This is a genomic window from Pseudomonas sp. LBUM1656 (assembly GCF_059716065.1).
In genome coordinates this window covers 2,551,128-2,576,188 of record NZ_CP166800.1, presented here as the reverse complement: position 1 = coordinate 2,576,188, position 25,061 = coordinate 2,551,128, and the positions used below count along the sequence as shown (strand labels likewise).

27 protein-coding genes are annotated in these 25,061 nt (G+C 58.2%); 17 read left to right on the top strand and 10 right to left on the bottom strand.

Going from position 1 to position 25,061, the window contains the following annotated elements; translation table 11 throughout:
- Nucleotides 1–137 precede the first annotated feature (137 nt).
- The 6 genes from ACA072_RS11725 (at nucleotide 138) to ACA072_RS11700 (ending at nucleotide 5,492) form a co-directional block, all read left to right on the top strand.
- Nucleotides 138–815, top strand: a complete 678-nt coding sequence (locus ACA072_RS11725; RefSeq protein WP_497624438.1) for a DUF1028 domain-containing protein — start codon at nucleotides 138–140, stop codon at nucleotides 813–815.
- Nucleotides 812–1,963 carry an acetylornithine deacetylase gene (gene argE, locus ACA072_RS11720; RefSeq protein ID WP_497624437.1) on the top strand — a complete coding sequence of 384 codons (1,152 nt, stop codon included), beginning with the start codon at nucleotides 812–814 and terminating at the stop codon, nucleotides 1,961–1,963. The genes ACA072_RS11725 and argE overlap by 4 nt, the downstream gene beginning before the upstream one ends.
- A gap of 286 nt (nucleotides 1,964–2,249) precedes the next feature.
- Nucleotides 2,250–3,665 (top strand): purine-cytosine permease family protein, encoded by a 1,416-nt coding sequence (locus ACA072_RS11715; protein ID WP_497624436.1) that lies wholly within the window; start codon nucleotides 2,250–2,252, stop codon nucleotides 3,663–3,665.
- 175 nt (nucleotides 3,666–3,840) lie between these two features.
- Nucleotides 3,841–4,059, top strand: a complete 219-nt coding sequence (locus ACA072_RS11710; RefSeq protein WP_497624435.1) for a PLD nuclease N-terminal domain-containing protein — start codon at nucleotides 3,841–3,843, stop codon at nucleotides 4,057–4,059.
- Nucleotides 4,060–4,277: 218 nt separating this feature from the next.
- Entirely contained in the window at nucleotides 4,278–4,592 is a 315-nt protein-coding gene (locus ACA072_RS11705; protein ID WP_462026762.1) for an immunity protein CdiI family protein, read from the top strand.
- A gap of 606 nt (nucleotides 4,593–5,198) precedes the next feature.
- Nucleotides 5,199–5,492: a fructose-bisphosphate aldolase gene (locus ACA072_RS11700; protein ID WP_497624434.1), complete on the top strand. Its 294-nt coding sequence runs from the start codon at nucleotides 5,199–5,201 to the stop codon at nucleotides 5,490–5,492.
- A 53-nt stretch (nucleotides 5,493–5,545) separates the two neighbouring features.
- Here the strand turns inward: ACA072_RS11700 and ACA072_RS11695 are convergent, their stop codons facing one another.
- Nucleotides 5,546–5,968, bottom strand: a complete 423-nt coding sequence (locus tag ACA072_RS11695; protein WP_497624433.1) for a hypothetical protein — start codon at nucleotides 5,966–5,968, stop codon at nucleotides 5,546–5,548.
- Between the two features lie 129 nt (nucleotides 5,969–6,097).
- On the opposite strand from ACA072_RS11695, the gene ACA072_RS11690 reads away from it, so the two are divergent.
- The 3 genes from ACA072_RS11690 (at nucleotide 6,098) to ACA072_RS11680 (ending at nucleotide 8,940) form a co-directional block, all read left to right on the top strand.
- Nucleotides 6,098–7,570 carry a hypothetical protein gene (locus tag ACA072_RS11690; RefSeq protein ID WP_497624432.1) on the top strand — a complete coding sequence of 491 codons (1,473 nt, stop codon included), beginning with the start codon at nucleotides 6,098–6,100 and terminating at the stop codon, nucleotides 7,568–7,570.
- Nucleotides 7,571–7,822: 252 nt separating this feature from the next.
- On the top strand, nucleotides 7,823–8,251 hold the full coding sequence (locus ACA072_RS11685; RefSeq protein ID WP_497624431.1) for a hypothetical protein: 429 nt from the start codon (nucleotides 7,823–7,825) through the stop codon (nucleotides 8,249–8,251).
- A gap of 239 nt (nucleotides 8,252–8,490) precedes the next feature.
- Entirely contained in the window at nucleotides 8,491–8,940 is a 450-nt protein-coding gene (locus tag ACA072_RS11680; protein ID WP_497624430.1) for a hypothetical protein, read from the top strand.
- A gap of 115 nt (nucleotides 8,941–9,055) precedes the next feature.
- Here the strand turns inward: ACA072_RS11680 and ACA072_RS11675 are convergent, their stop codons facing one another.
- Nucleotides 9,056–9,526, bottom strand: coding sequence for a GNAT family N-acetyltransferase (locus ACA072_RS11675; protein WP_497624429.1), 471 nt, complete (start codon nucleotides 9,524–9,526; stop codon nucleotides 9,056–9,058).
- A 328-nt stretch (nucleotides 9,527–9,854) separates the two neighbouring features.
- Between ACA072_RS11675 and ACA072_RS11670 the strand changes: the two genes are divergently transcribed.
- Both ACA072_RS11670 and ACA072_RS11665 read left to right on the top strand, forming a co-directional pair.
- Entirely contained in the window at nucleotides 9,855–10,205 is a 351-nt protein-coding gene (locus ACA072_RS11670; protein WP_497624428.1) for a DUF6152 family protein, read from the top strand.
- Nucleotides 10,205–10,717 carry a DUF6644 family protein gene (locus ACA072_RS11665; protein ID WP_497624427.1) on the top strand — a complete coding sequence of 171 codons (513 nt, stop codon included), beginning with the start codon at nucleotides 10,205–10,207 and terminating at the stop codon, nucleotides 10,715–10,717. Before ACA072_RS11670 ends, ACA072_RS11665 begins: the two co-directional genes overlap by 1 nt.
- On the opposite strand, the gene ACA072_RS11660 is transcribed toward ACA072_RS11665, so the two are convergent.
- The 5 genes from ACA072_RS11660 to ACA072_RS11640 form a co-directional block, all read right to left on the bottom strand.
- Nucleotides 10,677–11,156: an NUDIX hydrolase gene (locus ACA072_RS11660; RefSeq protein WP_497624426.1), complete on the bottom strand. Its 480-nt coding sequence runs from the start codon at nucleotides 11,154–11,156 to the stop codon at nucleotides 10,677–10,679. The two genes, ACA072_RS11665 and ACA072_RS11660, sit on opposite strands and share 41 nt — an antisense overlap.
- A 105-nt stretch (nucleotides 11,157–11,261) precedes the next feature.
- A complete protein-coding gene (locus tag ACA072_RS11655; protein ID WP_007946335.1) occupies nucleotides 11,262–11,810 on the bottom strand; it encodes a cupin domain-containing protein in 549 nt (182 codons plus the stop codon).
- Between the two features lie 442 nt (nucleotides 11,811–12,252).
- Nucleotides 12,253–13,536 (bottom strand): NAD(P)/FAD-dependent oxidoreductase, encoded by a 1,284-nt coding sequence (locus ACA072_RS11650; protein ID WP_497624424.1) that lies wholly within the window; start codon nucleotides 13,534–13,536, stop codon nucleotides 12,253–12,255.
- A 57-nt stretch (nucleotides 13,537–13,593) separates the two neighbouring features.
- Nucleotides 13,594–15,084, bottom strand: coding sequence for an aldehyde dehydrogenase (locus tag ACA072_RS11645; protein WP_497624423.1), 1,491 nt, complete (start codon nucleotides 15,082–15,084; stop codon nucleotides 13,594–13,596).
- A 169-nt stretch (nucleotides 15,085–15,253) separates the two neighbouring features.
- Entirely contained in the window at nucleotides 15,254–16,630 is a 1,377-nt protein-coding gene (locus ACA072_RS11640; RefSeq protein ID WP_497624422.1) for a glutamine synthetase family protein, read from the bottom strand.
- A 280-nt stretch (nucleotides 16,631–16,910) separates the two neighbouring features.
- Between ACA072_RS11640 and ACA072_RS11635 the strand changes: the two genes are divergently transcribed.
- From ACA072_RS11635 to ACA072_RS11615, 5 genes are all read left to right on the top strand, one after another.
- A complete protein-coding gene (locus tag ACA072_RS11635; protein WP_497624421.1) occupies nucleotides 16,911–17,672 on the top strand; it encodes a gamma-glutamyl-gamma-aminobutyrate hydrolase family protein in 762 nt (253 codons plus the stop codon).
- A 365-nt stretch (nucleotides 17,673–18,037) separates the two neighbouring features.
- Complete coding sequence (gene potA / locus ACA072_RS11630) at nucleotides 18,038–19,180, top strand: polyamine ABC transporter ATP-binding protein (protein ID WP_497624420.1); 1,143 nt, start codon at nucleotides 18,038–18,040, stop codon at nucleotides 19,178–19,180.
- A 29-nt stretch (nucleotides 19,181–19,209) separates the two neighbouring features.
- On the top strand, nucleotides 19,210–20,091 hold the full coding sequence (locus ACA072_RS11625) for an ABC transporter permease subunit (RefSeq protein WP_167362304.1): 882 nt from the start codon (nucleotides 19,210–19,212) through the stop codon (nucleotides 20,089–20,091).
- Complete coding sequence (locus ACA072_RS11620) at nucleotides 20,088–20,972, top strand: ABC transporter permease subunit (protein WP_497624419.1); 885 nt, start codon at nucleotides 20,088–20,090, stop codon at nucleotides 20,970–20,972. Before ACA072_RS11625 ends, ACA072_RS11620 begins: the two co-directional genes overlap by 4 nt.
- Nucleotides 20,973–21,190: 218 nt before the next feature.
- Entirely contained in the window at nucleotides 21,191–22,288 is a 1,098-nt protein-coding gene (locus ACA072_RS11615) for a polyamine ABC transporter substrate-binding protein (RefSeq protein ID WP_497624418.1), read from the top strand.
- Between the two features lie 243 nt (nucleotides 22,289–22,531).
- Here the strand turns inward: ACA072_RS11615 and thpR are convergent, their stop codons facing one another.
- On the bottom strand, nucleotides 22,532–23,071 hold the full coding sequence (gene thpR / locus ACA072_RS11610) for an RNA 2',3'-cyclic phosphodiesterase (protein WP_497624417.1): 540 nt from the start codon (nucleotides 23,069–23,071) through the stop codon (nucleotides 22,532–22,534).
- Between the two features lie 60 nt (nucleotides 23,072–23,131).
- On the opposite strand from thpR, the gene ACA072_RS11605 reads away from it, so the two are divergent.
- Entirely contained in the window at nucleotides 23,132–23,326 is a 195-nt protein-coding gene (locus ACA072_RS11605; protein WP_497317210.1) for a hypothetical protein, read from the top strand.
- 14 nt (nucleotides 23,327–23,340) lie between these two features.
- On the opposite strand, the gene ACA072_RS11600 is transcribed toward ACA072_RS11605, so the two are convergent.
- Nucleotides 23,341–23,694 carry a DUF1428 domain-containing protein gene (locus tag ACA072_RS11600; protein WP_438660366.1) on the bottom strand — a complete coding sequence of 118 codons (354 nt, stop codon included), beginning with the start codon at nucleotides 23,692–23,694 and terminating at the stop codon, nucleotides 23,341–23,343.
- 16 nt (nucleotides 23,695–23,710) lie between these two features.
- Nucleotides 23,711–24,778 carry a hypothetical protein gene (locus ACA072_RS11595; protein ID WP_497624416.1) on the bottom strand — a complete coding sequence of 356 codons (1,068 nt, stop codon included), beginning with the start codon at nucleotides 24,776–24,778 and terminating at the stop codon, nucleotides 23,711–23,713.
- Nucleotides 24,779–25,061 lie beyond the last annotated feature (283 nt).

The following is a 25,061-nucleotide window of genomic DNA, read 5'->3' as shown; positions in this document are numbered from 1 at the left end:
AAGCCCGCTCCCACAGGGGATCTTTAGCGAACATACAATTTGTGAGCAATACCGATCCAAATGTGGGAGCGGGCTTGCTCGCGAAGGCGCCAGCACAACCACCCATTTCCTCCAAGGCAACCCAAGGAGCAAAACCCATGACCTTCTCCATCGCCGCCCGTTGCCCCGAAACCGGTCAGTTTGGCATTGCGATCAGTTCCTCCAGCATCGCCGTCGGCGCCCGTTGCCCGTGGCTGCTGCCGGGTGTCGGCGCCGTCTCCACACAAAACATCACCCTGCCGTCATTAGGCCCGGAAGTCCTCGCCCTCATGGAGCAAGGCCTTGCCCCTGCCGAGGCGCTGGACAAAGTCCTGACCCGCAACGGCTACAGCCAATACCGACAGATCACTGCGATTGACCACCTCGGCCAGACCGCTCATTTCAGCGGCGCGCAAACCCTCGGCAACCACAACGCTGTGTCGGGCGAGCAATGCGTCGCCGCCGGCAACATGCTTGCGGACCAGGCGGTGATCGAGGCCATGGTCGAAGCGTTCGAACACGGCGAAGGTCAACTCGCCGACCGCTTGCTCGCCGCCATGAAAGCGGCCATCGCCGCTGGTGGCGAAGCCGGGCCGGTGCATTCGGCGGCGATGGTGGTGGTCGGCGAACTCACCTGGTCGATCATCAACCTGCGGGTTGATTGGGCGGACGAAAATCCGATCGGCCAGTTGGAAAAACTCTGGGACGCCTATCGCCCACAAGTCCAGGACTACATCGACCGCGCCCTCGCCCCCGACAAATCCCCAGGCTACGGCGTCGCCGGAGACGACCGATGAGTACCCGCCGCGATTTGCTGCAAACACTGGTGGCGTTCGACTCCACCAGCCGCGAATCGAATCTGCACCTCATTGAGTTCGTCCGCGATTACCTCGCGGGTTTCGATGTGCCGTGCGAGCTGATCTACAACGAGCAGCGCAGCAAAGCCAATCTGTTTGCGACCATCGGCCCGGCGGACCGGCCGGGCATCGTGCTGTCGGGACACACCGACGTGGTGCCCGTCGATGGTCAGCCGTGGACGGTTGCGCCGTTCGAACTCACCGAGCGCGACGGCAAGCTGTACGGGCGTGGTACGGCGGATATGAAAGGCTACATCGCTTGCGTGCTGGCGTTGGTGCCGTCTCTGGTTAAAGCCACGCTGCGGCTGCCAGTGCACATCGCGCTGTCCTACGATGAGGAAGTCGGTTGCCTCGGCGTGCGTTCGTTGCTGGCGGAACTGGAGCAGCGTCCGGTCAAACCGATGCTGTGCATCATTGGCGAACCAACCGAGTTGAAACCGGTGCTCGGGCATAAAGGCAAACTGGCGATGCGTTGTGATATTCACGGCGAAGCTTGCCATTCGGCGTACGCGCCGCTTGGGGTCAACGCCATTGAATACGCCGCTGAACTGATCGGTGAGCTGGGGCGGATCGGTCAACGCCTCAAAGCCCCCGAACATCACGATGCGCGGTTTGATCCGCCGTTCAGCACCGTGCAGACCGGGGTGATTTCCGGTGGCAAAGCCTTGAACATCGTCCCCGCCGATTGCCGCTTCGACTTCGAGATCCGCGCGTTGCCTTCCCATGATCCGAGTGAGGTTGCGCAGGAGCTCAAAGCCTATGCCGAGCAGCAGGTTTTACCGCGCATGCGTGCGGTGAGTGAACAGAGTGAGATCCGCTTCAGTGAGTTATCGGCCTACCCCGGTTTGGCGACTGATGCGCACAGCGAAGCGGCTGAGTTGATCGCCAAGTTCTGCGGCTCCCGCGAGTTTGGCACCGTGGCCTTCGGCACCGAAGGAGGCCTGTTCGACGCGGCTGGAATCCCCACCGTCGTCTGCGGGCCCGGCAGCATGGACCAGGGCCATAAACCCGACGAATTCGTCAGCCTCGAACAACTCACTGCCTGCGACGCCATGTTGCAACGGATGCTGCTATCGATCACTGAATAACAAAGCTGTTGAACACCCAAAAAACCCCTGTGGGAGCTAGCCTGCTAGCGATAGCGATCTGTCAGCCAAATCAGTTTGGACTGTCAAACCGCTATCGCTAGCAGGCTAGCTCCCACAGGTTTTTCGGCGTCCAATCGACCTACATTTTTTAACGTCTATACCCACAATCTTACTAATTTATCTATCCGCCCCCACCCCACATCATCCACTCCAACAAGAAAAGCGTCGCCCCCGTGCAGCGCTCACCGAAGTACGTCCACGTACTCAAATTGCCTTGGAGTCCGTCATGGTTACCACCGCAACAACCGCCGCCCCGCTCATCGAAAAACACACCATCGGCTACGTGCCGCCCGAAGATCGCCACGGCAAAACCCGCGACTTGTTCACCCTCTGGTTCGGCGGCAACATCGCCCCGCTGCCCATCGTCACCGGCGCCCTCGGCGTGCAGATGTTTCACCTCAACCTGGTGTGGGGCATCGTTGCCATTCTCGTCGGCCACCTGGTCGGCGGCGTGCTGATGGCGCTGCACTCGGCGCAAGGCCCGCAGATGGGCATCCCGCAAATGATCCAGAGCCGAGCCCAGTTCGGCTCCCTCGGCGCGCTGCTGGTGGTGCTGATCGCCGGCATCATGTACATCGGCTTCTTCGCCTCCAACATCGTCCTCGCCGGCAAATCCCTGCACGGCGTCGTCGACAGCGTCCCGGTGCCCGTGGGCATCGTCATCGGCGCCCTCGGCTCGGGCATCATCGGCATCATCGGCTACCGCTTCATCCACGTGCTCAACCGCATCGGCACCTGGGTGCTCGGCGCCGGCATCGTGCTCGGCTTCGGCTACATCTTCACTCACGTGCAGACCGCCGATTTCCTCACCCGTGGCAGCTTCAACATCTCCGGCTGGCTGGCCACCGTGTCCCTCGCCGCACTCTGGCAGATCGCCTTCGCGCCCTACGTTTCCGACTACTCGCGCTACCTGCCGGCCAACGTGCCCGTCGCCGCAACGTTCTGGACCACGTATCTCGGCACCGTCCTCGGCTCCAGCCTCTCGTTCATCTTCGGCGCCGTCGCCGTCCTCGCCACGCCCGTCGGCATGGACACCATGGACGCCGTCAAACTCGCCACTGGCTCCATCGGCCCGTTGATGCTCGTGCTGTTTTTGCTCAGCGTCATCAGCCACAACGCCCTCAACCTCTACGGCGCCGTGCTGTCGCTGATCACCCTGATCCAAACCTTCGCCTACCGCTGGATCCCCACCGCCAAAAGCCGCGCCGTGCTTTCGATAGTCATCCTCGCCGCCTGCTGCTTCGCCGCCGTCGGCGCCTCCGCCAACTTCATCGGCCACTTCGTCGACATGGTGTTGGTGCTGCTCGTGGTGCTGGTGCCGTGGACCGCGATCAACCTGATCGACTTCTATGCGATTCACAAAGGTCAGTACGACATCAACTCGATCTTCAAAGTCGATGGCGGGATCTACGGCCGCTACAACCCGCAGGCGTTGCTGGCGTATGCGATCGGGATTGCGGTGCAGATTCCGTTTATGAACACGCCGCTGTATGTCGGGCCGATCTCCGAGCACATCAACGGCGCTGACCTGTCCTGGCTGGTCGGCCTGCTCATCACCTCCCCGCTCTACTACTGGCTGGCCAACCGCGACACCGCCTACAAACGCCGCCTCTCAACCGGGAAACTGGCCAACTCGATCTAACTAACCCCCCAATCCCCTGTGGGAGCGGGCTTGCCCGCGAAGAGGTCCTGACAGCCAATATTAATTTGACTGACAGACCACCATCGCGAGCAACCCCCGCTTACGTCCCCCAAAAATTAAATGAACCCTGCCCACCACAACCCACCTAACGGAGAGACTATCTGGAGGGTGACCAATGCAAATCGAAACAATCTGGATCGTACTGACCGTAGTCCTTTTGCTGGTCGAGCTATGGGCAATCAACCGAGTTCGCAAAGCCCAAGGCAAATCGAGCAACAAACTCTTGTGGATCGTCGTGATCGTGTTTGTGCCGCTGATTGGGGTGGTGGCGTGGGCGTTGGCGGGACCGAAGCACACTGAGCACAATCCGCATTCGCCGCAGGCTGGGCAATGAGGTCGGATGGTCCGCGATAAGGATTAGAAAACTGCGCAATTTGAAATGACAAAGCCCCGATGATTTGGGGCTTTGTTTATTCTGACTGACTCAAAGCACAATTTACTTTTGCAGGTACATCTGAAATCTGTTTCAGGTCTCACCAGCTGTTGTGGATGGTTGCCCTTTAAAATTACCGCTACCATCTCGGGCACTATTACCCCCGCCGGAACAGCGCGATGAAACAAAAATTCGTTATACGCTTGATGTTCGAATGGGGTGGCGGCGTGTTGTGGTGCGGGAACGAAGCCGCACGCGAACAATTTTCGGTAGGCCCAATTGAAGATCAGCTACCGCTTACTGACAAAACCCGAACGTCTCTGAATGAATTGACACGCTGGCATGACACATCTCTAAACTGGGACTACCCACCAGATCCCGGCCCTTGGGAATCAGAGGAGTACACACGGTTCGATTCTGCGGCGCACGCCCTGCTCGCCACTATCCAAATCGAACTGGGATCTAATTTCGAAGTGGTTTATGAAAAGCTATGAATGAAGCCGTGCCTCTCCGGCCACGCTTAATGACCACGCAACAGAGGCTGCTTTTCTTTGATTTTCATCTCCGAAAATCATGTGGGAAATCACCCTCTGTGACGAGGGAACTTGCTCCCGCTGAGAGGCGAAGCCGTCCCAAACCCCACCGAACTTTTAAACATGCACACATCCTGTAGCAGCTGGCGAAGCCTGCGTTCGGCTGCGCAGCAGCCGCAAATCCAGCACGCACGGTCCACCTGACATTAAACAACCTCTGATTAAACGACTGCTGCTCAGCCGAACATAGTCTTCGCCATCAGCCACAAAACACCGATTTACGTCCTACACCCCTGTTTGCAGCCACCAAAATCGCCGCCTATATTCGAACCATCGCTGACCAAAGTCAGCGATTGGGTTTCGCAGCCCTCCAGAAGTGATCACACCGCTAAAAACAACTGTGGCAAACTTTGCCGCCGTTACGTTTTATGGCGGCTGTGTGTGGGAGACCTTCGGGTCTGCCGGCTTTGATCTCTTCTCCGGTCTGCGAACCCGCACATAGCTGCCACCCCTTTGTTTCGCAGCAGAAAAGGTGGCGCCTCATAATTCCTTGAAGAGCTCATCCTAATGTCCACAAACAATCCGCCCCGCCGCTTCACCCCAATGTCCCAGCTCGCCACCGACTACCCCGTCCTGCTCATCGACTACGACGCCCCACTGCGCGAGCTCCACAACTGCCTAAGCGAACGCCTCAACGCCGTCCTCAAATACCTCAACCTCATGGCCTGCACCAGCCTCCCCGACTACGCCGAACACGACATCAACACCGTGACCAACATCGCCCGGATCATGGTCCAGGATGTGAGCGATGTGTTTCGGGTGATTGAACAGCGTGGGTTTGATGTACCAAAGAGTCAGTGATCAGAGTTGAGTCGTAAAAAAACCCGCATTGAGTTGCGGGTTTTTTGTTCTATTCAGGCCTGTCGAGTTGGCGAGAGGATCATCTTCTCTATCAACGCAGCGACGTCCTTCGCACCAAAACAGCGGAATTTAACGCTACCAGCGCTGGTATCCAAACGGATGATCTTCGTCATGAACCCACCCTCAATAGTGACCTTTCGAACTAATGCCAGTGGGAGCTCAACATCCAGCGTCCCATCCTGAACGAGGCGGTTCATGGCATTTGCGCTCAAGTGAACTGCGGTTTGAGTCAGCACCATCTTCCCGCCAACCCAAAGTCCTCCGTATGCTTCCTTGAAGGCCTCCAGCACATCGCCCAACGCGTCCACATTGCCAGCCTCAGCCATGGAATATAAATCGTCGACGTTGTCATAGTTCACCTCGACATCGGCCACCAAGAAATTGACCAACTTCGACTTCAAAACCTCTCCAGTCATCCTCGCCTCTCCATAATTTGAGTAGCAGCCCTGAAATCCGGAGGCCTGTTTGTTGCTATAAGCACCGTTCTATTTGGCAGCCAGCACTCATGTTAATATGCCATCACTCTTTCAATGAAGTACACCCGCATGGATGCCACGTTCCGCCCTTCCCGCTTTTTTTCACTGCTTACCGTTGCCGTGATCCTCTCTGGATGCCAAGCAACAAAACCCGCTCAAATCACAACACCTGAGGCCCAGCCGGGTTTTTCGGTTTTCAACAGTGTGCTGTTCGAGACACCCGAGCCGAACTCGATCATTCGCGAGGGAGATCGGATCACCTATATCGTGGCTTCGTCCCCAAGTCCGGAACTCCACTATCTGGCACGTTTCGACGCCAACTGCAGCCAGCCGGATGCGCAAATGGCGTACTACAGCAAAGCGGGAATGTCGCTATTCGCCGCCAACCCGAGGGGGCGTTCGGAGGAGTCCCGGCAATTACCTGCCGAACAAAAGAGCCAGTACCTGCAAAGTGCGCAGTTGAAGCAAGTGTGTGCCCAGACAGCACCTCCTCAATGGCGCGTGTTCTCGGCACCCGAGCATCAGGATTGGCAGATAATCGACCGCAGCAGCCTGAGAGTAAAAGGTGATGAGGTGACTTTCTGGACGGCTCGGGTACAGCCCGGCGAAATGTTGGTGCCCGACGGAAAAGTCTTGTATGGGCAGGTACGCCAGCGGTGGACGGCCAACTGCGCCCTGCAACAACTGACCGCGTTAAGCCGTTTCTACCTTGATACTCACAGTCGTGTGCTCGCTGGAAACGTGCAGACAGATCTCAAAGCTATTGGCTCGCAAAGCCTCGGAGCCGATGAGCGTCAGTTGGTTCAAGTGGCCTGTGGCAAACCGCAGTCGCTGGACCAATACAAACCATTTGAAGGGCGTGAGCAGTCGCCTTTCGAATTACCGGTCCCCATCGTTGCCGCCCCGGTGTTGAAAGCCATCGAGGCATTGAATATGCCCAAACCGGAGAAAAGCATTCGGCACCTGCGGCGAGTGTTCAAGGACAACTCCGTGCCAAGACAGTATTCGGATGAAGGCGTGCGGCTCAACGGGCGTGACTCGACATACCTTTCAAGCGAGGCAGGCAATCAACTGACGGAGCGTTTTGAAAAGCAAGGAAGTCAGTGGGTCAAAGCCACTTTCCGGGGCCTGATTGACTTGGGTGAAAGTAAATACAGAACTCGTGCAGGTGAAATATCGATCGAGGATAAGGCGCTGACGAACCTCAGCTTCGAGGGCGATTGGGCGCACATGCCGGTCGGCGCACTCCTGCGATACACGGCGCAGGAAATGCGGCTTCAATACACCAACGGCGGGAAAGGTCCCAGAGCCCTGGTGCCGGTCCACGACAGATACAGCTGTGAGGTGCAGTCGCAGAAACCCGCCAGCACGTATCACCCGAGTTTGACCGGGACTGCCAAGGTACTCAGCTGCATAAAAGATGCTTACCAATACAGCACCGACATTTACGTCTACCTCGAAGCATATGGAATATTTGTGCCGTTCCAATACGTCACGAAGAATGTGCTGGGCGAATGGACGATTGAGGTGGTGGAATCTTGAGTTGGCGGGTCATTCGAAAAACGGTGACAGATCTAATTTAAATAGACCTGTCACCTGATGTCGGGGCCACCCCACATTGGAAAACCAAATGCCCGTTCCTTGGATACAGGCATTTTTATCGCTCTCCTCGCCCTCTCAGTTGTACCTTGGAACTTATCTACAAACTGATGTCGATATGATGGCGCACCACGACGTCTTGTCAGTGGGGCCACCAGCGTCAGGCTGATTCCTGGCAAACCATGGACGTGTGTGATGAGACTAATCCTCGCGGTGATGCTGATGTTCAGCAGCTACGTTTACGCCAGTTGCGAAAACATTAGCAACGATGACCAGCGCAACTATTGCAAGGCCCGGGAGGGTCGGGGCGGCTGTCAGAATATTAAAGACGACGACCAGCGCAATGCCTGCAAAGCGGAAACGGAAGGTACGGGTGATTGTGCAAACATTCGCAACGATGACCAACGCAACCTTTGCAAGGCCAAGCAGGGTTCGGGGGGATGCCAAAACATTAAGGACGACGACATGCGCAATGCCTGCAAAGGGGAAACGGATGGCGGTAATTGCGCAAACATTCGCGACGATGACCAACGCAATTACTGCAAGGCCAAGCAAGGCTCGGGAGGTTGTCAAAACATCAAGGACGACGGTCTGCGCAATCAGTGCAGATCCTTGGCTCCCTAGTTGAACAGCACGCTGACGGGGCTGATAAAACTGCCGTCGGTTAAACCCTGTCGCGTGCCTTTTCGATGCGCTTGCATGAATCAGGTATTTCCAACGGTGACAGATCTGTTTATTTAAATAGATCTGTCACCTTTATTGGTCACCTTTATTGCAGACGCAATGAGTGAGCGGTCCATCTGAGAGACAACTTGGATCAACCAGCGTCAGGCTGTTTCCTGTCAAAACCATGGACGTGTGTAATGAGACTGATCATTGCGGTGCTTTTGATGCTTAGCGGGTATGCCTACGCCGGTTGTGCCAACATCAACGACAGCGACCAGCGCAACTACTGTAATGCCAAATCAGGTAATGGGAGCTGTGCGAGTATCAACAACTCGGATTTGCGCAATGCCTGCAACGCGGAGACCGGCAGCGGCAGCGGCAGCGGCAGCGGCAGTTGCGCCAACATCAATGACAGCGACCAGCGCAACTACTGTAATGCCAAAATAGGTAACGGGAGCTGTGCGAGTATCAACAACTCGGATTTGCGCAATACCTGCAACGCGGAGACCGGCAGCGGTAGCGGCAGTTGCGCCAACATCAATGACAGCGACCAGCGCAACTACTGTAATGCCAAAATAGGTAACGGGAGCTGTGCGAGTATCAGCAACAGCGACCTGCGTAACCAGTGCGAATCCATGAAGCGATGATTGAACGGTTCACGGATTGAACCAGGTAGAAGCCGCAAGCAAATTTCAGCCACAAAAAACCCGCATCACTGCGGGTTTTTCATGACCTGTTTTTACCCCTGCCCGCCTTTCCCAATCAACGAAATAGCCCCTTCACCATAGGCACACACGCCAACTGAAGCCCTGACGGTGAATGGTAAACAGCAGGTTCGTCACCCACGAAACCGCAGCGCCGGTAAAAATCAGCCGCGTTCAACGTAGCGTCCAGATTGACCTCCTTCAGACCCAACTCCCGCGCCAGGCATTCCAGGTAGTCGAGCATCTTCAAGCCGATGCCTTGCCCCATGAATTCCGGCAGCACAAAGATCGCGCCGATTTCGCTGTTCTCCAGATCAAGCATCCCTGTCGCCACCGGTTCACCCTGAATACAGCCCAGATAAAAGTGTTTTTCCACTAAATCGCCATACCCATCCTTGGCGGCTCCGGCTGTCCAGGCGAACATTTGTTCTGCGGTATAAGCCCCGATGCATTGGTGCCGTATCGCCTGAAGGCGGATATCGAATGCCGTTTGGGCATCGCTGGGCTGGGCGCGTCTGATCTCGAGCATTTCATTCTCCTTGAGCCATCGGTGGACGGAGAACTAAAAAGCCCCGTCCATTTCTGGCGGGGCTTTGGGTCACTACGTCAAATCCTGCGAACGCGTGACCTCACGGCCCGCCAGCGGCGGTCATGGAAGTGCACATCATGTTCATGCGGGAAATGTAGGTCATGGGTCGATAGTGTTTTGGATGATCCGAATTGTCAATTTTGAGGGGGAAATAGGCCGGCCTCCCCACGTCGCGAATTTGTACTATTTTTATAGATTCTCCGGATTGACCTGTTCCTGATCAGAACGGGCTGACGGTCATCAATGATCCGTAACAGGAGGTCGCATCATGAAGCGCTTGCTTGCATCCCTTGGATTCTCATTGTTACTGGTGGCATCGGCGGTGTTCGCTCATCACGGCTGGAGTGAGTACGATTCGAGCAAACCCTTGCAGCTGGACGGAACGATCGAGGAGTCCGGCTATTCCCACCCGCATGGGTTCGTTCGCCTGAAGACCGACGACAAAACCTGGAACGTCGTGCTGGCGCCACCCTCGCGCATGGAGAACCGTGGACTTTCCCCGGAAATGCTGAGTGTCGGCAAGCGCGCGCTGGTGGTTGGCTATCAGAATCGCAGCAACCCCGATGAACTGCGCGCAGAACGCATCACGGTCGACAACAAAACCACTGAGTTACGCTGATGCAGACAACCAGCACCAGCGGTGGATCGGGCCTGGGGAGCTGGCTGGACTATGTGGGTGACTCGCAACTCGGGTCGGCCATGCGAAGCGAAATATGGCTGTATCCGATAGTCGAAGTGGTTCACATCATTGGATTCGTGGTGCTGGTCGGCTCGGTCGTCATGTTCGACCTGAGGGTACTCGGGCTGTCGAGAGATCTTCCGGTGACGGCACTGGCTCGCCACCTCCTGAGGTGGGGAGTTGCGGCGCTGCTATTGATAGTTCCAGCCGGGCTGATGATGTTTTCAGCCCATCCGCACGACTTCGCATCCAATGGCGTTTTTATTCTGAAGCTGTGCTTGATCGGCATTGCGGGCCTCAATGCGGCTCTTTTCCATGTTGGTGTCTTCCGTTCAGTAGATAGGTGGAACACCGACACCGCGGCGCCTGGAATAGCAAAAATACAGGCGATTTTTTCGATTATGTTATGGATCAGCGTGGTGCTCTGCGGTCGACTGCTGGCGTATACCTGACAGGTGCGACCTTCTCCAGCAGCTCATACAACCCGGCAGGAACCAGCGGCGTATCGCCAGTAATACTGTCGAGCGGCAGCCACTTTGCAATAAAGGCAGCACCATCGCTTTCTTGAGCGTTCAAGTGGGTCAGTTCATAGACGCTGGCATCTACGAATTTCGCATCATAGACCTGCACAATTTCGTGCCCGGGCGTGCCGGCATAGGTGAAGATGTTTTCGAGCGTGCCGAGTAGGCGAACATCGGTGATGGATAAACCGAGTTCTTCATCGACTTCACGTATTACGGCCTGGGCGCTGGTTTCGCCAAACTCGATTCCGCCACCGATTGGGCGCAAGAATGGCTTTCCAGTAACGGGGTCCAGTGCTTCGTTGACCAGTATCTTGCCGTCGTGGTGGAAGATGCAGAGTGCGAGGGCGCGAATACGGAGTGCGGTCATGAGGTGAAGTCCATTTACTTGTTTAAACCCTGTAGCAGTTGCTGCCCATCGGCGTTGGCCGCGGACGCAGCCTTCGGCAGGCGCTACAGGGTGTCCGTTTTGATATCAGAAGTTGGCTGGAGTGTTAGCGCTGATGATTTCCGCTTCATCCTGGCCGATATTGCGAAACTTGTGAGGCAGCGTCGTCGGGAAGTAATAGCCGTCGCCCGCATTGAGCACACTAATCTGCCCATCAACCGTCAGCTCAACAGTCCCCCGCGTAACCAGCCCACACTCCTCCCCTTCAGAATGCACGATCGGCTCTTCCCCCGAACTCGCACCCGGTGCGTATTGCTCCCGCAACAGACGCATCTGCCGGCTCGGCACCGAAGCGCCGATCAGCAGCAACCGCAGTCCATGACGGCCAAGATCCGGCTGTTCATTGGCGCGGAATACGTACTGATGTTCGCGCGGCGGTTGATCAAAGGTGAAGAAGTCCGCCAAAGACATAGGAATGCCTTCGAGCAGTTTTTTCAGGGAGCTGACGGAGGGACTGACGCGATTCTGTTCGATCAGGGAAATGGTGGCATTGGTGACGCCGCTACGCCGGGCCAGCTCGCGCTGGGACAGTTTGTAGCTTTCGCGTACTAATTTGAGTCGTGAGCCCGTGTCCATGACAGCCTTATGCGAGAAATACTTAAGGGTTATGGGGGTGGATGGCGGGCGACTTTTGGCCGCGAAAGTACCGCTTCCCTGTCCCGGAAATGTGAAAGGCGGGTATTAAATCACGTTTGGTGGTGTTGCTCAGCAGGATCGATAAGTGGCTGGGTAAAAAGGTTGTTGGGTGGTGATGGCAGCTAGTTCAGTGATGTGAATTGTGGGAGTGGGCTTGCTCGCGAATGCGGTGTTTCAGTCAACATCATTAGTGACTGTGCCGCCGTCTTCGCGGGCAAGCCCGCTCCCACAGTGATCAGTGGTGTTAGCCGAGATTGTGTACGCCGCCAATCCCCTGTGGGAGCGAGCTTGCTCGCGATGGCGGTGTGTCAGACGACATTGATGGCGACTGATATGGCCTCATCGCGAGCAGGCTCGCTCCCACAGGGTTTCTGCGTTGGGCTTAGATGCCGAAGCGATCACGCAGTGCGTAATACGCGGCGCCCATGGCGGTGAGTGGGGCCTGGAAGGTGCGGCCGCCGAGCATGGGCATGTGCGGAAGCGAAGCGAAGGCATCGAAGCGTTCGGCATCGCCACGGATCATTTCCGAGATCAGTTTGCCGGCCAGGTGCGAGCAGGTGACGCCGTGGCCGCTGTAGCCTTGCATGTAATAGGCGTTTTTCTCGATGCGGCCGAATTGTGGCATGCGGGACATGGTCAACAAGAAGTTGCCGGTCCAGCGGTAGTCGATTTTCACGTCCTTCAGTTGCGGGAAGGTCTTGAGGATTTTCGGTTTGATCAGCTGTTCGATGTCGTCCGGCTCACGAGCGCCGTAGACCACGCCGCCGCCGTACAGCAGACGGTTGTCGGCGGTGAGGCGGTAGTAGTCGAGCAGGTAGTTGCAGTCTTCGACGCAGTAGTTGTTTTTGATCAGGCTACGCGCAACCTTTTCCGACAACGGCTCGGTGACGACGATTTGCGAACCGCACGGCATGCTTTTGCGGGTGACTCGGTTGTCGAGGTCTTGCGGCAGGTAGGCGTTGCCGGCGATCAGCAGGTACTTGGCGCGCACGATGCCTTTGGCGGTGCGCACGGTGATCGGCTCGCCATAGGTTATTTCCACCGCAGCCGATTGCTCGTAGATTTTGCCGCCCAGGCCGATGATGGCCGAGGCTTCGCCGAGGGCCAGGTTCAGCGGGTGGATGTGGCCGCCCTGCATGTCGAGCAGGCCGCCGACGTAGTTGTCGCAACCGACTTCGCGCTTGATGTCCGCCGCGTCGAGCATCTTCAGATTCTTGTTGCCGTAACGTTCCCAGCTGCTTTTCTGCTCGGCTAGGCCTTTGAGCTGCTTCTTGTTCAGCGCGGCGAAGATGCCGCCCGGCTTGTAGTCGCACTGGATGTCGTAGTGTTGTATGCGCTGACGGATGATGTCGGCGCCTTCGAAGATCATGCTGCCGAGGACTTCGGCGGTCTTGTCGCCGTAGCGCTCTTCGATGACGTCGACGTCGCGGCTGTAGGAGTTGACCAGTTGGCCGCCGTTGCGACCGCTGGCGCCGAATCCGACTTTGGCGGCTTCGAGCACAGTCACGCTGTAACCCGCTTCGCACAGGAACAGGGCCGAGGACAAACCGGTGTAGCCAGCGCCGATGATGCAGACGTCGCAGTCCACCGCTTGTTCCAGGACTGGGAAGTCACCGGTGAAGTTACGGGTGGCGGCGTAGTAGCTGTTTACGTGCGTTTGTTTCATAGGTTTCTCCGATGGCCACCGGCAGTGTGCCGGCGACCGTCGCTTTTTTTATGGGTGTTAGAGCTTGATCCAGGTCGCTTTGAGTTCGGTGTATTTGTCGAACGCGTGCAGCGATTTGTCCCGACCGTTACCCGACTGCTTGTACCCGCCGAACGGCGCGGTCATGTCGCCGCCGTCGTACTGGTTGACCCAGACGCTGCCGGCGCGCAGGCCACGGGCGAAGGTGTGGGCCTTGCTCAGGTTGCTGGTCCAGACGCCGGCGGCCAGGCCGAAGATGCTGTCGTTGGCGATGGCCAGGGCTTCTTCAGCGGTGTCGAAGGTGATCAGCGACAGCACCGGGCCGAAGATTTCTTCCCGGGCGATGGTCATGGCATTGGTCACGCCGTCGAAAATCGCCGGTTCCACGTACAGGCCGCCGGTGGCTTCGAGGGTGCGACTCCCGCCCGCGATCAGTTGCGCGCCCTGGTCTTTGCCGACCTGGATATAGCGCAACACGTTGTCCAGTTGTCGCTGATCGACGACGGCGCCGACGGTGGTTTCCGGGTCCAGCGCGTGGCCCGGTTTCCAGGCCTGCAGCGCTTCCACCAGCAGCGGAATGAACTGCTCGCGAATCGAGCGCTCCACGAGCAAGCGCGAACCGGCGGTGCAGACTTCGCCCTGGTTGAAGGCAATCGCACCCGCCGCCGCTTGTGCTGCCGCGCGCAAATCCGGCGCGTCGGCGAACACCACGTTCGGGCTCTTCCCCCCTGCTTCGAGCCAGACGCGTTTCATGTTGCTTTGCCCGGCGTAGATCAGCAGTTGCTTGGCAATCGCGGTCGAGCCGGTGAAGGCCAGCACGTCGACATCCATGTGCAATGCCAGCGCCTTGCCGACGGTGTGACCGTAGCCTGGCAGGACGTTGAACACGCCTTTCGGGATACCGGCGTCCAGCGCCAACTGGGCGATGCGAATCGCGGTCAGTGGCGACTTTTCCGAAGGTTTGAGGATGAACGAGTTGCCCGCGGCCAGGGCCGGGGCGAACTTCCAGCTGGCCATGATCAACGGGAAGTTCCACGGCACGATAGCGGCTACCACGCCCGCAGGTTCACGGGTGATGAGGCCGAGTTGGTCGTGCGGCGTGGCGGCGACTTCGTCGTAGATCTTGTCGATGGCCTCGGCGCTCCAGCGGATCGCGTTGGCGGTCGCAGGGATGTCGATGTTCATCGAGTCGTTGATTGGTTTGCCCATGTCGAGGGTTTCGAGCAGGGCCAGTTCTTCCTGATTGGCCAGGATGAGGTCGGCGAAGCGGATCAGGATGCGCTTGCGCTCGGCCGGGGCGAGATTGGCCCAGATGCCGGATTCGAATGTGCGGCGCGCGACGGCTACGGCTTCGTTGGCGTCGGCTTCGTCGGTGCTGGCGACGTTGGCCAGGAAACGGCCGTCGACCGGGCTGATGCATTCAAAGGTGTCACCGCTGAGTGCCGGGCGATATTGGCCGTCGATGAAGGCGCGGCTTTCGATGGTGAGGGACTGGAAGCGTTGCTCCCAGTCGCTGCGAGTGTTTGTCATGGTTGTGACTCGACGCAGAGGAATAGTTGATCGTCAGTTAAAACTTGAAATGCAATCCCCTGTGGGAGCGAGCCTGCTCGCGATAGCGGTGTGTCAGGCGACATCTGTGTTGAATGTGCCGACGCCTTCGCGAGCAAGCCCGCTCCCACAGTTGATCGGGGATGCAGCATCAAACCGTATGCAAATACCAGTTGTACTCAAGGTCGGAGATGGAGTTCTCGAACTCGGCCAGCTCGCTTTCCTTGCACGCCACGAACACGTCGATGTACAGCGGGTCGATGTAGCGCGACATGACTTCGCTGTCGTCCAGTTCGCGCAGGGCATCGCGCAGGTTGTTCGGCAGGCTCTGCTCGTTTTGCTCGTAGCTGTTGCCTTCCACCGGGGCGCCCGGCTCGATTTCGTTGGTCAGGCCGTGGTGAATACCCGCCAACACCGACGCCATCAGCAAGTACGGGTTGGCATCGGCGCCCGCCACGCGGTGTTCGATGCGCACCGAGTCCGGCGAACCGGTCGGCACTCGCACGGCAACGGTACGGTTGTCGATGCCCCAGCTTGGCGAGTTCGGCACGTAGAACTGCGCGCCGAAACGACGGTACGAGTTGACGTTCGGGCACAGGAAGGCCATCTGCGCCGGCAGGGTCTCGAGCACACCGCCGATCGCGTGTCGCAGCGCGGCGTTCTGCTCGGGATCCTCGCTGGCAAAGATGTTGTTGCCTTCTTTGTCGAGAATCGAAATGTGCACGTGCAAACCGTTGCCCGCCTGACCCGGATACGGCTTGGCCATAAACGTGGTGTCCATCTCGTGGTCGTAGGCGATGTTCTTCACCAGACGCTTGAGCAACACCGCGTAGTCGCAGGCCTTGATCGGGTCATTGACGTGATGCAGGTTCACTTCGAACTGCGCCGGGGCGCTTTCCTTGACGATGGCGTCGGCAGGAATGCCCTGCTCTTTCGCGCCTTCGAGGATGTCTTGCAGGCAATCGACGTATTCGTCGAGGTCGTCGATCAGGTAGACCTGGGTCGACACCGGACGCTTGCCCGATACCGGCGAACGCGGCGACTGCGGACGACCGTTCACGTTGTCCTGGTCGATCAGGTAGAACTCCAGCTCGAACGCCGCGCAGATGGTCAGGCCCAGATCGTCGAACTTGCGCACGATGTTGGCCAGCACTTCGCGTGGATCGGCAAAGAACGGCTCGCCTTCCAGCTCGTGCATGGTCATCAGCAACTGAGCGGTCGGGCGCTTCTGCCACGGCTCGATGCTCAGGGTGCCAGGAATGGGGAAGCAGATTCGATCCGAGTCGCCGATGTCCAGACCCAGGCCGGTGCTTTCCACCGTAGAACCGTTGATGTCCAGAGCAAACAGAGATGCCGGGAGGTTGATGCCTTTTTCGTAAACCTTATGAAGACTGGTGCGCTCGATGCGCTTGCCGCGCACCACACCGTTCATATCCGCAATCAGAAGGTCGACGTACAAAACCTCAGGATATTTCTTAAGGAATGCGTTTGCTTCGTTGAGTTGAACGGCACGCAGAGGGACCGACATTTTGCACCTATTAGCTGTTAATTATTATGTTCACTACCTTGTTGCGAGCCCAGTCAACCCGAACGGCAAAGTGAAGTCAATAGCGAACACTTGGCCGCTCAACCTTTATTTTCTGGCCTTTTATGGGCACGAGAGTGCCAATCAAGTCCTGCGCACCGCGTAAAACCTCAGGATCAGACGCACGGCGTTTAGAATTTTTTACATGAGAGTTGTTAATTAAAATCAACAAGGCTAAGCTCCGGAAAAGCTCGTTCAAGTGTGAAACTTCGAGGTGATAAAAATGGCATTCAAGCCATTGATCGGCGTTACTGCGTGCGTCAAACAGATTGGCCTGCACCCCTACCACGTCAGCGGCGACAAGTACTTGCGTGCTGTCAGCGTCGCGGCTCTGGGGCTGCCTGTGGTCATTCCTTCCTTAGGCGAATTGACTGACATCGAGGATGTGCTGGCGCATCTCGACGGTCTGCTGCTGACCGGCTCACCTTCGAATGTGGAACCCTTCCACTATCAAGGCCCGGCCAGCGCGCCCGGCACGGATCACGATCCGGCGCGGGACGCCACCACCCTTCCTTTATTACGTGCAGCCATTGCGGCGGGCGTGCCGGTGCTCGGCATCTGCCGCGGCTTTCAGGAAATGAACGTGGCGTTTGGCGGCAGCCTGCATCAGAAGGTGCATGAACTGCCGGGCATGCTCGATCACCGGGAAGCCGACAGTCCGGAGCTGGCGGTGCAATACGCTCCGGCGCATGCGGTGACGGTGCAACCGGGCGGCGTGTTCGAAGCGCTGGAGTTGCCGGCCGAGTTCAGGGTCAATTCGATTCACAGCCAGGGCATTGATCGACTGGCGCCGGGCTTGCGCTCGGAAGCCATCGCGCCGGACGGTTTGATCGAGGCGATTTCGGTGGAGCACAGCAAGGCGTTTGCCGTCGGCGTGCAATGGCACCCCGAATGGCAGGTCCTGGCGAACCCGCCTTACTTGAGTATTTTCCAGGCGTTCGGCGATGCGTGCCGGCGACGGGCCGCGCTGCGTAAAACCCGCTGACCTAAAACACAAATTTACTGCCCCCGCGAGTCAGGCGGGCGTGCCTTTGCGCGTCCGTGACTTGCGAAACAACACACTGCAATAACAACAAGTACGACCCAGGCAGCCAGGATGGCGGCGCCGAATTAGCCCGAGCCGTATGGGCGATGTCAGTGAGTCAGGCGCGGTCCATGTGGGAGCGGGCTTGCTCGCGAAGGCGGAGTGTCAGTCGACATTGATGTTGCCTGATACACCGCTTTCGCGAGCAAGCCCGCTCCCACAGGTAACCACTGCTGGACTCACTGGCATCGCCCGCCCCGGGCTTGCAATCCACTATTAAGTCAGGCCGCGTTGGCCCGACGACTGAAACCTGTTGGGAGTTTCACATGGCAAACGCCTCCAGCACTTACAGGAAGGCTCTTGAAGGTCACCAGACATCGAAAAAGGTGCTGGTGAAAGTCGACCGCGTCACCAAGAAATTCGACGAAACCTGCGCAGTAGACGATGTCTCGCTTGAGATCCATCAAGGCGAAATCTTCGCCCTGCTCGGCGGTTCCGGCTCTGGCAAATCGACCCTGCTGCGCATGCTCGCTGGTTTCGAGCGCCCGACCGAAGGGCGGATTTTCCTCGACGGCGTCGACATCACCGACATGCCGCCGTACGAACGGCCGATCAACATGATGTTCCAGTCGTACGCGTTGTTCCCGCACATGACGGTGGCGCAGAACATTGCCTTCGGCCTCAAGCAGGACCGTTTGCCCGCCAGCGAAATCGACGCCCGCGTTGAAGAAATGCTGCGCCTGGTGCACATGACCCAGTACGCCAAACGCAAACCCCATCAGTTGTCTGGCGGTCAGCGTCAGCGTGTAGCCCTCGCCCGCTCCCTGGCCAAACGTCCGAAGCTGTTGCTGCTCGACGAACCGATGGGCGCACTGGATAAAAAGCTGCGTTCGCAGATGCAACTGGAGCTGGTGGAAATCATCGAGCGCGTCGGCGTGACCTGCGTGATGGTGACCCACGACCAGGAAGAGGCCATGACCATGGCCCAGCGCATTGCGATCATGCACCTGGGCTGGATCGCGCAGATCGGTAGCCCGGTCGACATCTACGAAGCACCGGTCAGCCGCATGGTCTGCGAATTCATCGGCAACGTGAACGCCTTCGAAGGCACGGTGGTGGAAGACCTTGAAGGTCACGCGATCATTCACAGCCCAGACCTGGAGCAAAAGATTTACGTCGGTCACGGCGTCAGCACCTCGGTGCAGGACAAGTCGATCACCTACGCGATCCGCCCGGAAAAAATGCTGGTCAGCACCCTCAAGCCGGACACCCGCTACAACTGGTCCGAAGGCAAAGTGCATGACATCGCCTATCTCGGCGGTCACTCGGTGTTTTACGTCGAGCTGCCTGGCGGCAAGGTCGTGCAATCGTTCATGGCCAACGCCGAACGCCGTGGCGCACGTCCGACCTGGGACGACAAAGTCTACGTGTGGTGGGAAGACGACAGCGGCGTGGTACTGCGCTCATGAAAACACTCAATCAGCAGTTCATGCGGCTGATGCCGAGTGGTCGAAAGCTCGTCATCGGGATTCCGTTCCTGTGGCTGTGCCTGTTTTTTCTGTTGCCGTTCTTCCTGGTGATGAAGATCAGCTTCTCGGAAGCGGCGCTGGCCATTCCTCCCTACTCGGAGATCTACACCTTCGCCGAGCAGAAATTCCAGCTGCTGCTGAACCTCGGCAACTACTCGCTGCTGACCCAGGATGAGCTGTACATCTCGGCTTACTTCGGCTCATTGAAGGTCGCGTTTTTAAGCACGCTGATGTGCCTGGTGATCGGTTTCCCGATGGCCTACGCGATCACCAAGGCGAACAAGGAAACGCAAAACGTTTTACTGCTGCTGATCATGATGCCGACCTGGACTGCGATCCTGATCCGCGTTTACGCGTGGATGGGCATTCTCAGCAACAACGGTTTGCTCAACGGGTTTTTGATGTGGACCGGGCTGACGGATCACCCGATCGAGATCCTCAACACCAACACCGCCGTGTATATCGGTGTGGTTTACGCCTACTTGCCGTTCATGGTGCTGCCGCTGTACGCCAACCTGGTCAAGCACGATCAAAGTCTGCTGGAAGCCGCGTCTGACCTGGGTTCGAGCAACTTCAACAACTTCTGGAAAATCACTGTGCCGCTGGCCAAGAACGGGATCATCGCCGGCTGCATGCTGGTGTTCATTCCGGTGGTCGGCGAGTTCGTGATTCCGGAACTGTTGGGCGGTCCGGAGACGCTGATGATCGGTCGCGTGCTGTGGCAAGAATTCTTCAACAACCGCGACTGGCCGGTGGCGTCTGCGCTGGCGGTGGTGATGCTGTTGATCCTGATTGTGCCGATTCTGCTGTTCAACCGCAGCCAGGCCAAAGAGATGGAGGCACGGGGATGAAACGTTTCGGATTTTCAAAGTTCATGCTGGTTTTCGGCCTGTCGTTTATCTACCTGCCGATGCTGATTCTGGTGATTTACTCGTTCAACGCCTCCAAGCTGGTCACCGTCTGGGGTGGATGGTCGCTCAAGTGGTACGCCGGTTTGCTCGACAACACGCAACTGATGGGCTCGGTGGTGCGCTCGCTGGAAATCGCCTGCTACACGGCGATTGCGGCGGTGGCTTTGGGGACGCTGGCGGCATTCGTGCTGACACGAGTGACGCGTTTCAAGGGTCGTACCTTGTTTGGCGGACTGGTGACGGCGCCGCTGGTGATGCCGGAAGTGATTACCGGTCTGTCGCTGTTGCTGCTGTTCGTGGCGATGGCGCAGTTGATCGGCTGGCCGATGGAGCGTGGCATCGTCACGATCTGGATCGCCCACACCACGTTCTGCGCCGCCTATGTCGCGGTGGTGGTTTCGGCGCGCTTGCGTGAGCTGGACTTGTCCATCGAAGAAGCGGCCATGGACCTCGGGGCGAAGCCGTTCAAGGTGTTTTTCCTGATCACCATTCCGATGATCGCGCCGTCACTGGCGGCCGGCGGCATGATGTCGTTTGCCTTGTCGCTGGATGATCTGGTGCTGGCAAGTTTTGTGTCGGGGCCGGGTTCGACGACCTTGCCGATGGAAGTGTTCTCGGCGGTGCGTCTGGGTGTGAAGCCTGAGATCAATGCCGTGGCCAGTCTGATTCTGTTGGCGGTATCGATTGTGACGTTCATGGTCTGGTACTTCAGCCGCCGCGCCGAAGCCACCCGTAAACGGGCGATCCAGGAAGCGATGGACCAGACTGCCAGCGAATCGTGGCAGCAGCCTGAAAAGAAAATGGTGGGAGCAACGGCCTAAGTGCCGGCAGCACGCACACTTTGTAGCAGCTGGCGAAGCCTGCGTTCGGCTGCGAAGCAGTCGTAAACCCTGCGAATTCAATCTTCCTGAAAGAACCGCAGTGTCTGAATTCACGACTGCTTCGCAGCCGAACGCAGGCTTCGCCAGCTGCTACAAGGGGTGCGCGAAGGCTGCAATTGTTTTGCGTACTTGAATAAAAAAGAATTGGAGTTGTACCGATGAAAATGTTTGGCAGGACTCTGCTGACACTGTCCTTATTGGGCGCAATGACTACCGGCGCCCAGGCCAATGACAAGGTTCTGCGTGTCTATAACTGGTCGGATTACATCGCCCCGGACACGGTCAAGAAGTTCGAAGACGAGACCGGCATTCGCGTGACCTACGATGTGTTCGACAGCAACGAAACCCTTGAGGCGCGCCTGCTCGCCGGCAAGTCCGGCTACGACATCGTCGTGCCGTCCAACAGTTTCCTGGCCAAGCAAATCAAGGCCGGTGTCTATCAGGAACTGGACAAGTCGAAGCTGTCGAACTGGAAAAACCTCAACCCGGTGCTGCTGAAAAATGCCTCCGCGAGCGACCCGGATAACGGTCACGCCTTCCCGTACATGTGGGGTTCGATCGGCATCGGCTTCAATCCGGCCAAGGTCAAGGAAGTGCTCGGCGCCAATGCACCGACCAACTCCTGGGACCTGCTGTTCAAACCGGAAAACGCGGAAAAACTGAAAGCCTGCGGCATCAGTTTCCTTGATTCGCCCACCGAAATGCTCCCGGCCGCCCTGCACTACCTGGGCTACCCGGTGAATTCCCAGGACAAGGCTCAAATCGCAGAAGCCGAAGCGCTGTTCATGAAGATCCGGCCGTCGGTGGCGTATTTCCATTCGTCGAAATACATCTCCGACCTGGCCAACGGCAACATCTGCGTCGCGGTCGGTTACTCCGGCGACGTGTTGCAGGCCAAGGCGCGCGCCCAGGAAGCGGGCGACAAAGTGAAGATCGACTACAGCATTCCGAAAGAAGGCGCCGGCAGCTTCTATGACATGGTCGCTATCCCGCGGGACGCGGCGAACGTGGAAAACGCCTACCTGTTCATGAACTTCCTGATGCGCCCGGACATCATCGCCGAGATCACCAACAATATCGGCTACAGCAATGCCAACGCAGCGGCCACGCCGTTGGTGGATGAGGCGATCCGCGATGATCCGGGGTCGTATCCACCGCAAGACGTGATGGCGACGCTGTATGCGATTCCGGATATGCCGATCGGCGTTCAGCGGGTAATGACCCGGGGCTGGACGCGGGTGAAGCTCGGGAAATAGTCGCGCGTATCTGATGATCGTTCCCACGCTCCGCGTGGGAATGCAGCCCGGGACGCTCCGCGCCCCTTCCAAAGCCGAACGCGGAGCGTCCGTGGAGGCATTCCCACGCGGAGCGAGGGAACGATCAGTGTCAAAGTTTCCGTTCACGCAGCGCCTTACCACCGCTGCACCCTCTCTGACGAACGGCCTCACCTGGCTTCCTCGGTTCAGGTGAATTCGGGCGCCCTCCTCGGGCGCCTTTTTTTATGAGGGGACGAGTGGCCATTCCGCCAACGCCCGATACCGTCCCTTATGGGATTCAAACAAGACAAAGCGATCAGCCCGCAGGAAAAACTCGGGCGGCGTCGCGGATTCAGGCACCGGCACTCGATAGTCGCGCATCAAGGTCAAGTGCGGTCGAAACTCCTTCGGCGCCTCCTCAAAGCCAAACGGCAACATCGCCTGTTCCAGCGCATACACCAGACGCAGCAACTCCGGCGGTGCCTGCTCCGGCGCCAGCACCAGAACCCCTGCCCTGCGCCAGACATCCAGTCGATCCAGCGCCAACCTCAACGGCACACCCGGTACGCGAACCTTTGCCGCCGCTGTGCAAATTTCGCCGATTTGCGCCACCCCCACAGCCCCCAAAAACAACAACGTCAGGTGGAAGTTTTCCGCCGGCACCGGGCGCCCGCTGCGCAGCTCAAGTGCGCTGCGCCATTGGGCAATAGCCTTGCGTTGCTCGGGCGGGCAATGGAGTGCGAAAAACAGCCGTTTGGACGGCTCATGGGATTCGTCAGTCATGCCTGGCAGCTCCTGACATGCACGTTATAGTTGAACCAACCGAATCAACGGGAGGGGGCCATGCGAGCAATCATCAGCAAAGAGCCATGGTGGGCAATGCCACCGAAACCGGGTCAGGATGAGTCCGAGCTGGAATGGGGCTGGCTGGTTCACTATAGCGAAGGTGAGCCGCGCTTCGAGTTCGTCAGGGAGCGGCCGACAGACAGCGAAATCCGCAACCGCAAGAGCTGCAGGATCACCCCGTCGCCGGAGTGATCCTTTCGTCGGGATCAGGCCTTCACGATCATCTCGAAACCACCATAGACCAGGCGCTGGCCATCGAAGGGCATCGGATTGACGTCCGGCTGCATCCGCGGATCGTTCATGAGTTTGTCCATGCCTGCATCACGGGTGGCCTTGTCCGGCCAGATGATCCAGCTGAAGACCACGGTTTCGTCTTCCTTGAGTTTTACTGCCATGGGAAACGAAGTCACCTTCCCGTCGGGCACATCGTCGCCCCAGCATTCAGCGACGCTGAGCGCGCCGCTCTCCTTGAAAATGACCGCCGCAGTTTCGGCGTGTTTCTTGAATTTTTCGCGATTGGCGGTGGGTACGGCAGCGAGGAAGCCATCAACGTAGGACATGGTGTTTCTCCTTCGGTTATGGAACGGTCTGCTGGCTAGTCGTTTCCATGGGGCTCCAATCGACAGCGCCATTGCCCGAACTGACCGACGGTACGTCGGCACTCCCCGCCAGGTTGCCCTCGATCTGCGCCGCCATGTACAGCGTTCCTGCCATCACGCCGGTGGTCGGGTTCTGCACCAGTTTCGTCCAGGCCTTGTCGAACGTGTTGCCCAGACTGCTGCGAATCAGCGCCTCGCTGTCCGGCCGGTCGTTGGCCTGAATAATCGCCCGAACGCCTGCCACCCCCACCGAAATCAGGGCGCCGGCCAGTTTCCCGGCGGCTGCCGCCACCGCGCTGGCCGCTCCCCGCGGGGCCATTTCGGCCTCAATTCGCTGACTGGCGCGCTTGGCCACCGGCGCCATGGCGGTGTCGGTGTTTTCCACCCCTTTGTCGCCGCCCGCCTTGTGGATCTTCTCGATCAACGCCGCGTAGGCCGGCAACGTGTTCAGCGGCTGGGTGTGCACGACCTGATACAGCGACGCGTCGCGAGCAGGCGGCGGGCCCAGTGCAATGGCGGGGATTTTCTGGAGGCGGCCGTTGAGCTGGGCCATCGGTATGCCGTGGCGCTGGGAGATTCGCTGCAACTCTTCCTGAATAATGTCCACGTAGAAGGCCGTGGCCAGGCCGAGAATCGCGTCGGGATCGATCTCCACCGCCACCGGCGCCAACACGCGCTTCTGGTATTGCTCCAGCAGATAGGCCGCCAGGCGCTTGGCCGAGGCATCCTGCTCGCCCTGGGCACTGAGGCTGTACCAGCTGACCTTCACCGACAGCCATTCCTGGGTCCAGTAACTGCTGAACCAGGGAATGAAGTTTTCTTCGGTCAGTTGGTAGACCCGGGTGCGCCAGTAATCCATGGCGCCACGGGCGTAGATTTTGGTCTGTTCGGTGGCCGATTGGGAGGCTGCGACAATCTCCTGATCCACCTGGCGCCAGTTGCTTTCGGACACCACTACGATCGGCGCCACCACCGGGGCACGCGCAGGCGTGGCGCATCCCGCCAACACCACCATCACGGCGACGATCAGCGAACGCAGGTTCAAGATCGCGGTTTCCTACAGTGATCCCCGGACGGAATGTCCGGAGCTCGAAAAGCCTATTTATTTGAGTATAGGTGTCGGGATTTGTTCGCTTGGGGATGGTGGTGATTTTCAGGCCGCCTTCGCGAGCAAGCCCGCTCCCACATTGGGTTTTGGTGAACTCGACAATGTGGGAGCGGGCTTGCTCGCAAAGGGGCCCTGAAGACCACCATCAACGCCGTCGATACTCACCATCGCGATGATCGCCTTCCGCTAAAAAACCGCCAGGCGCAGGATCAACCCATCT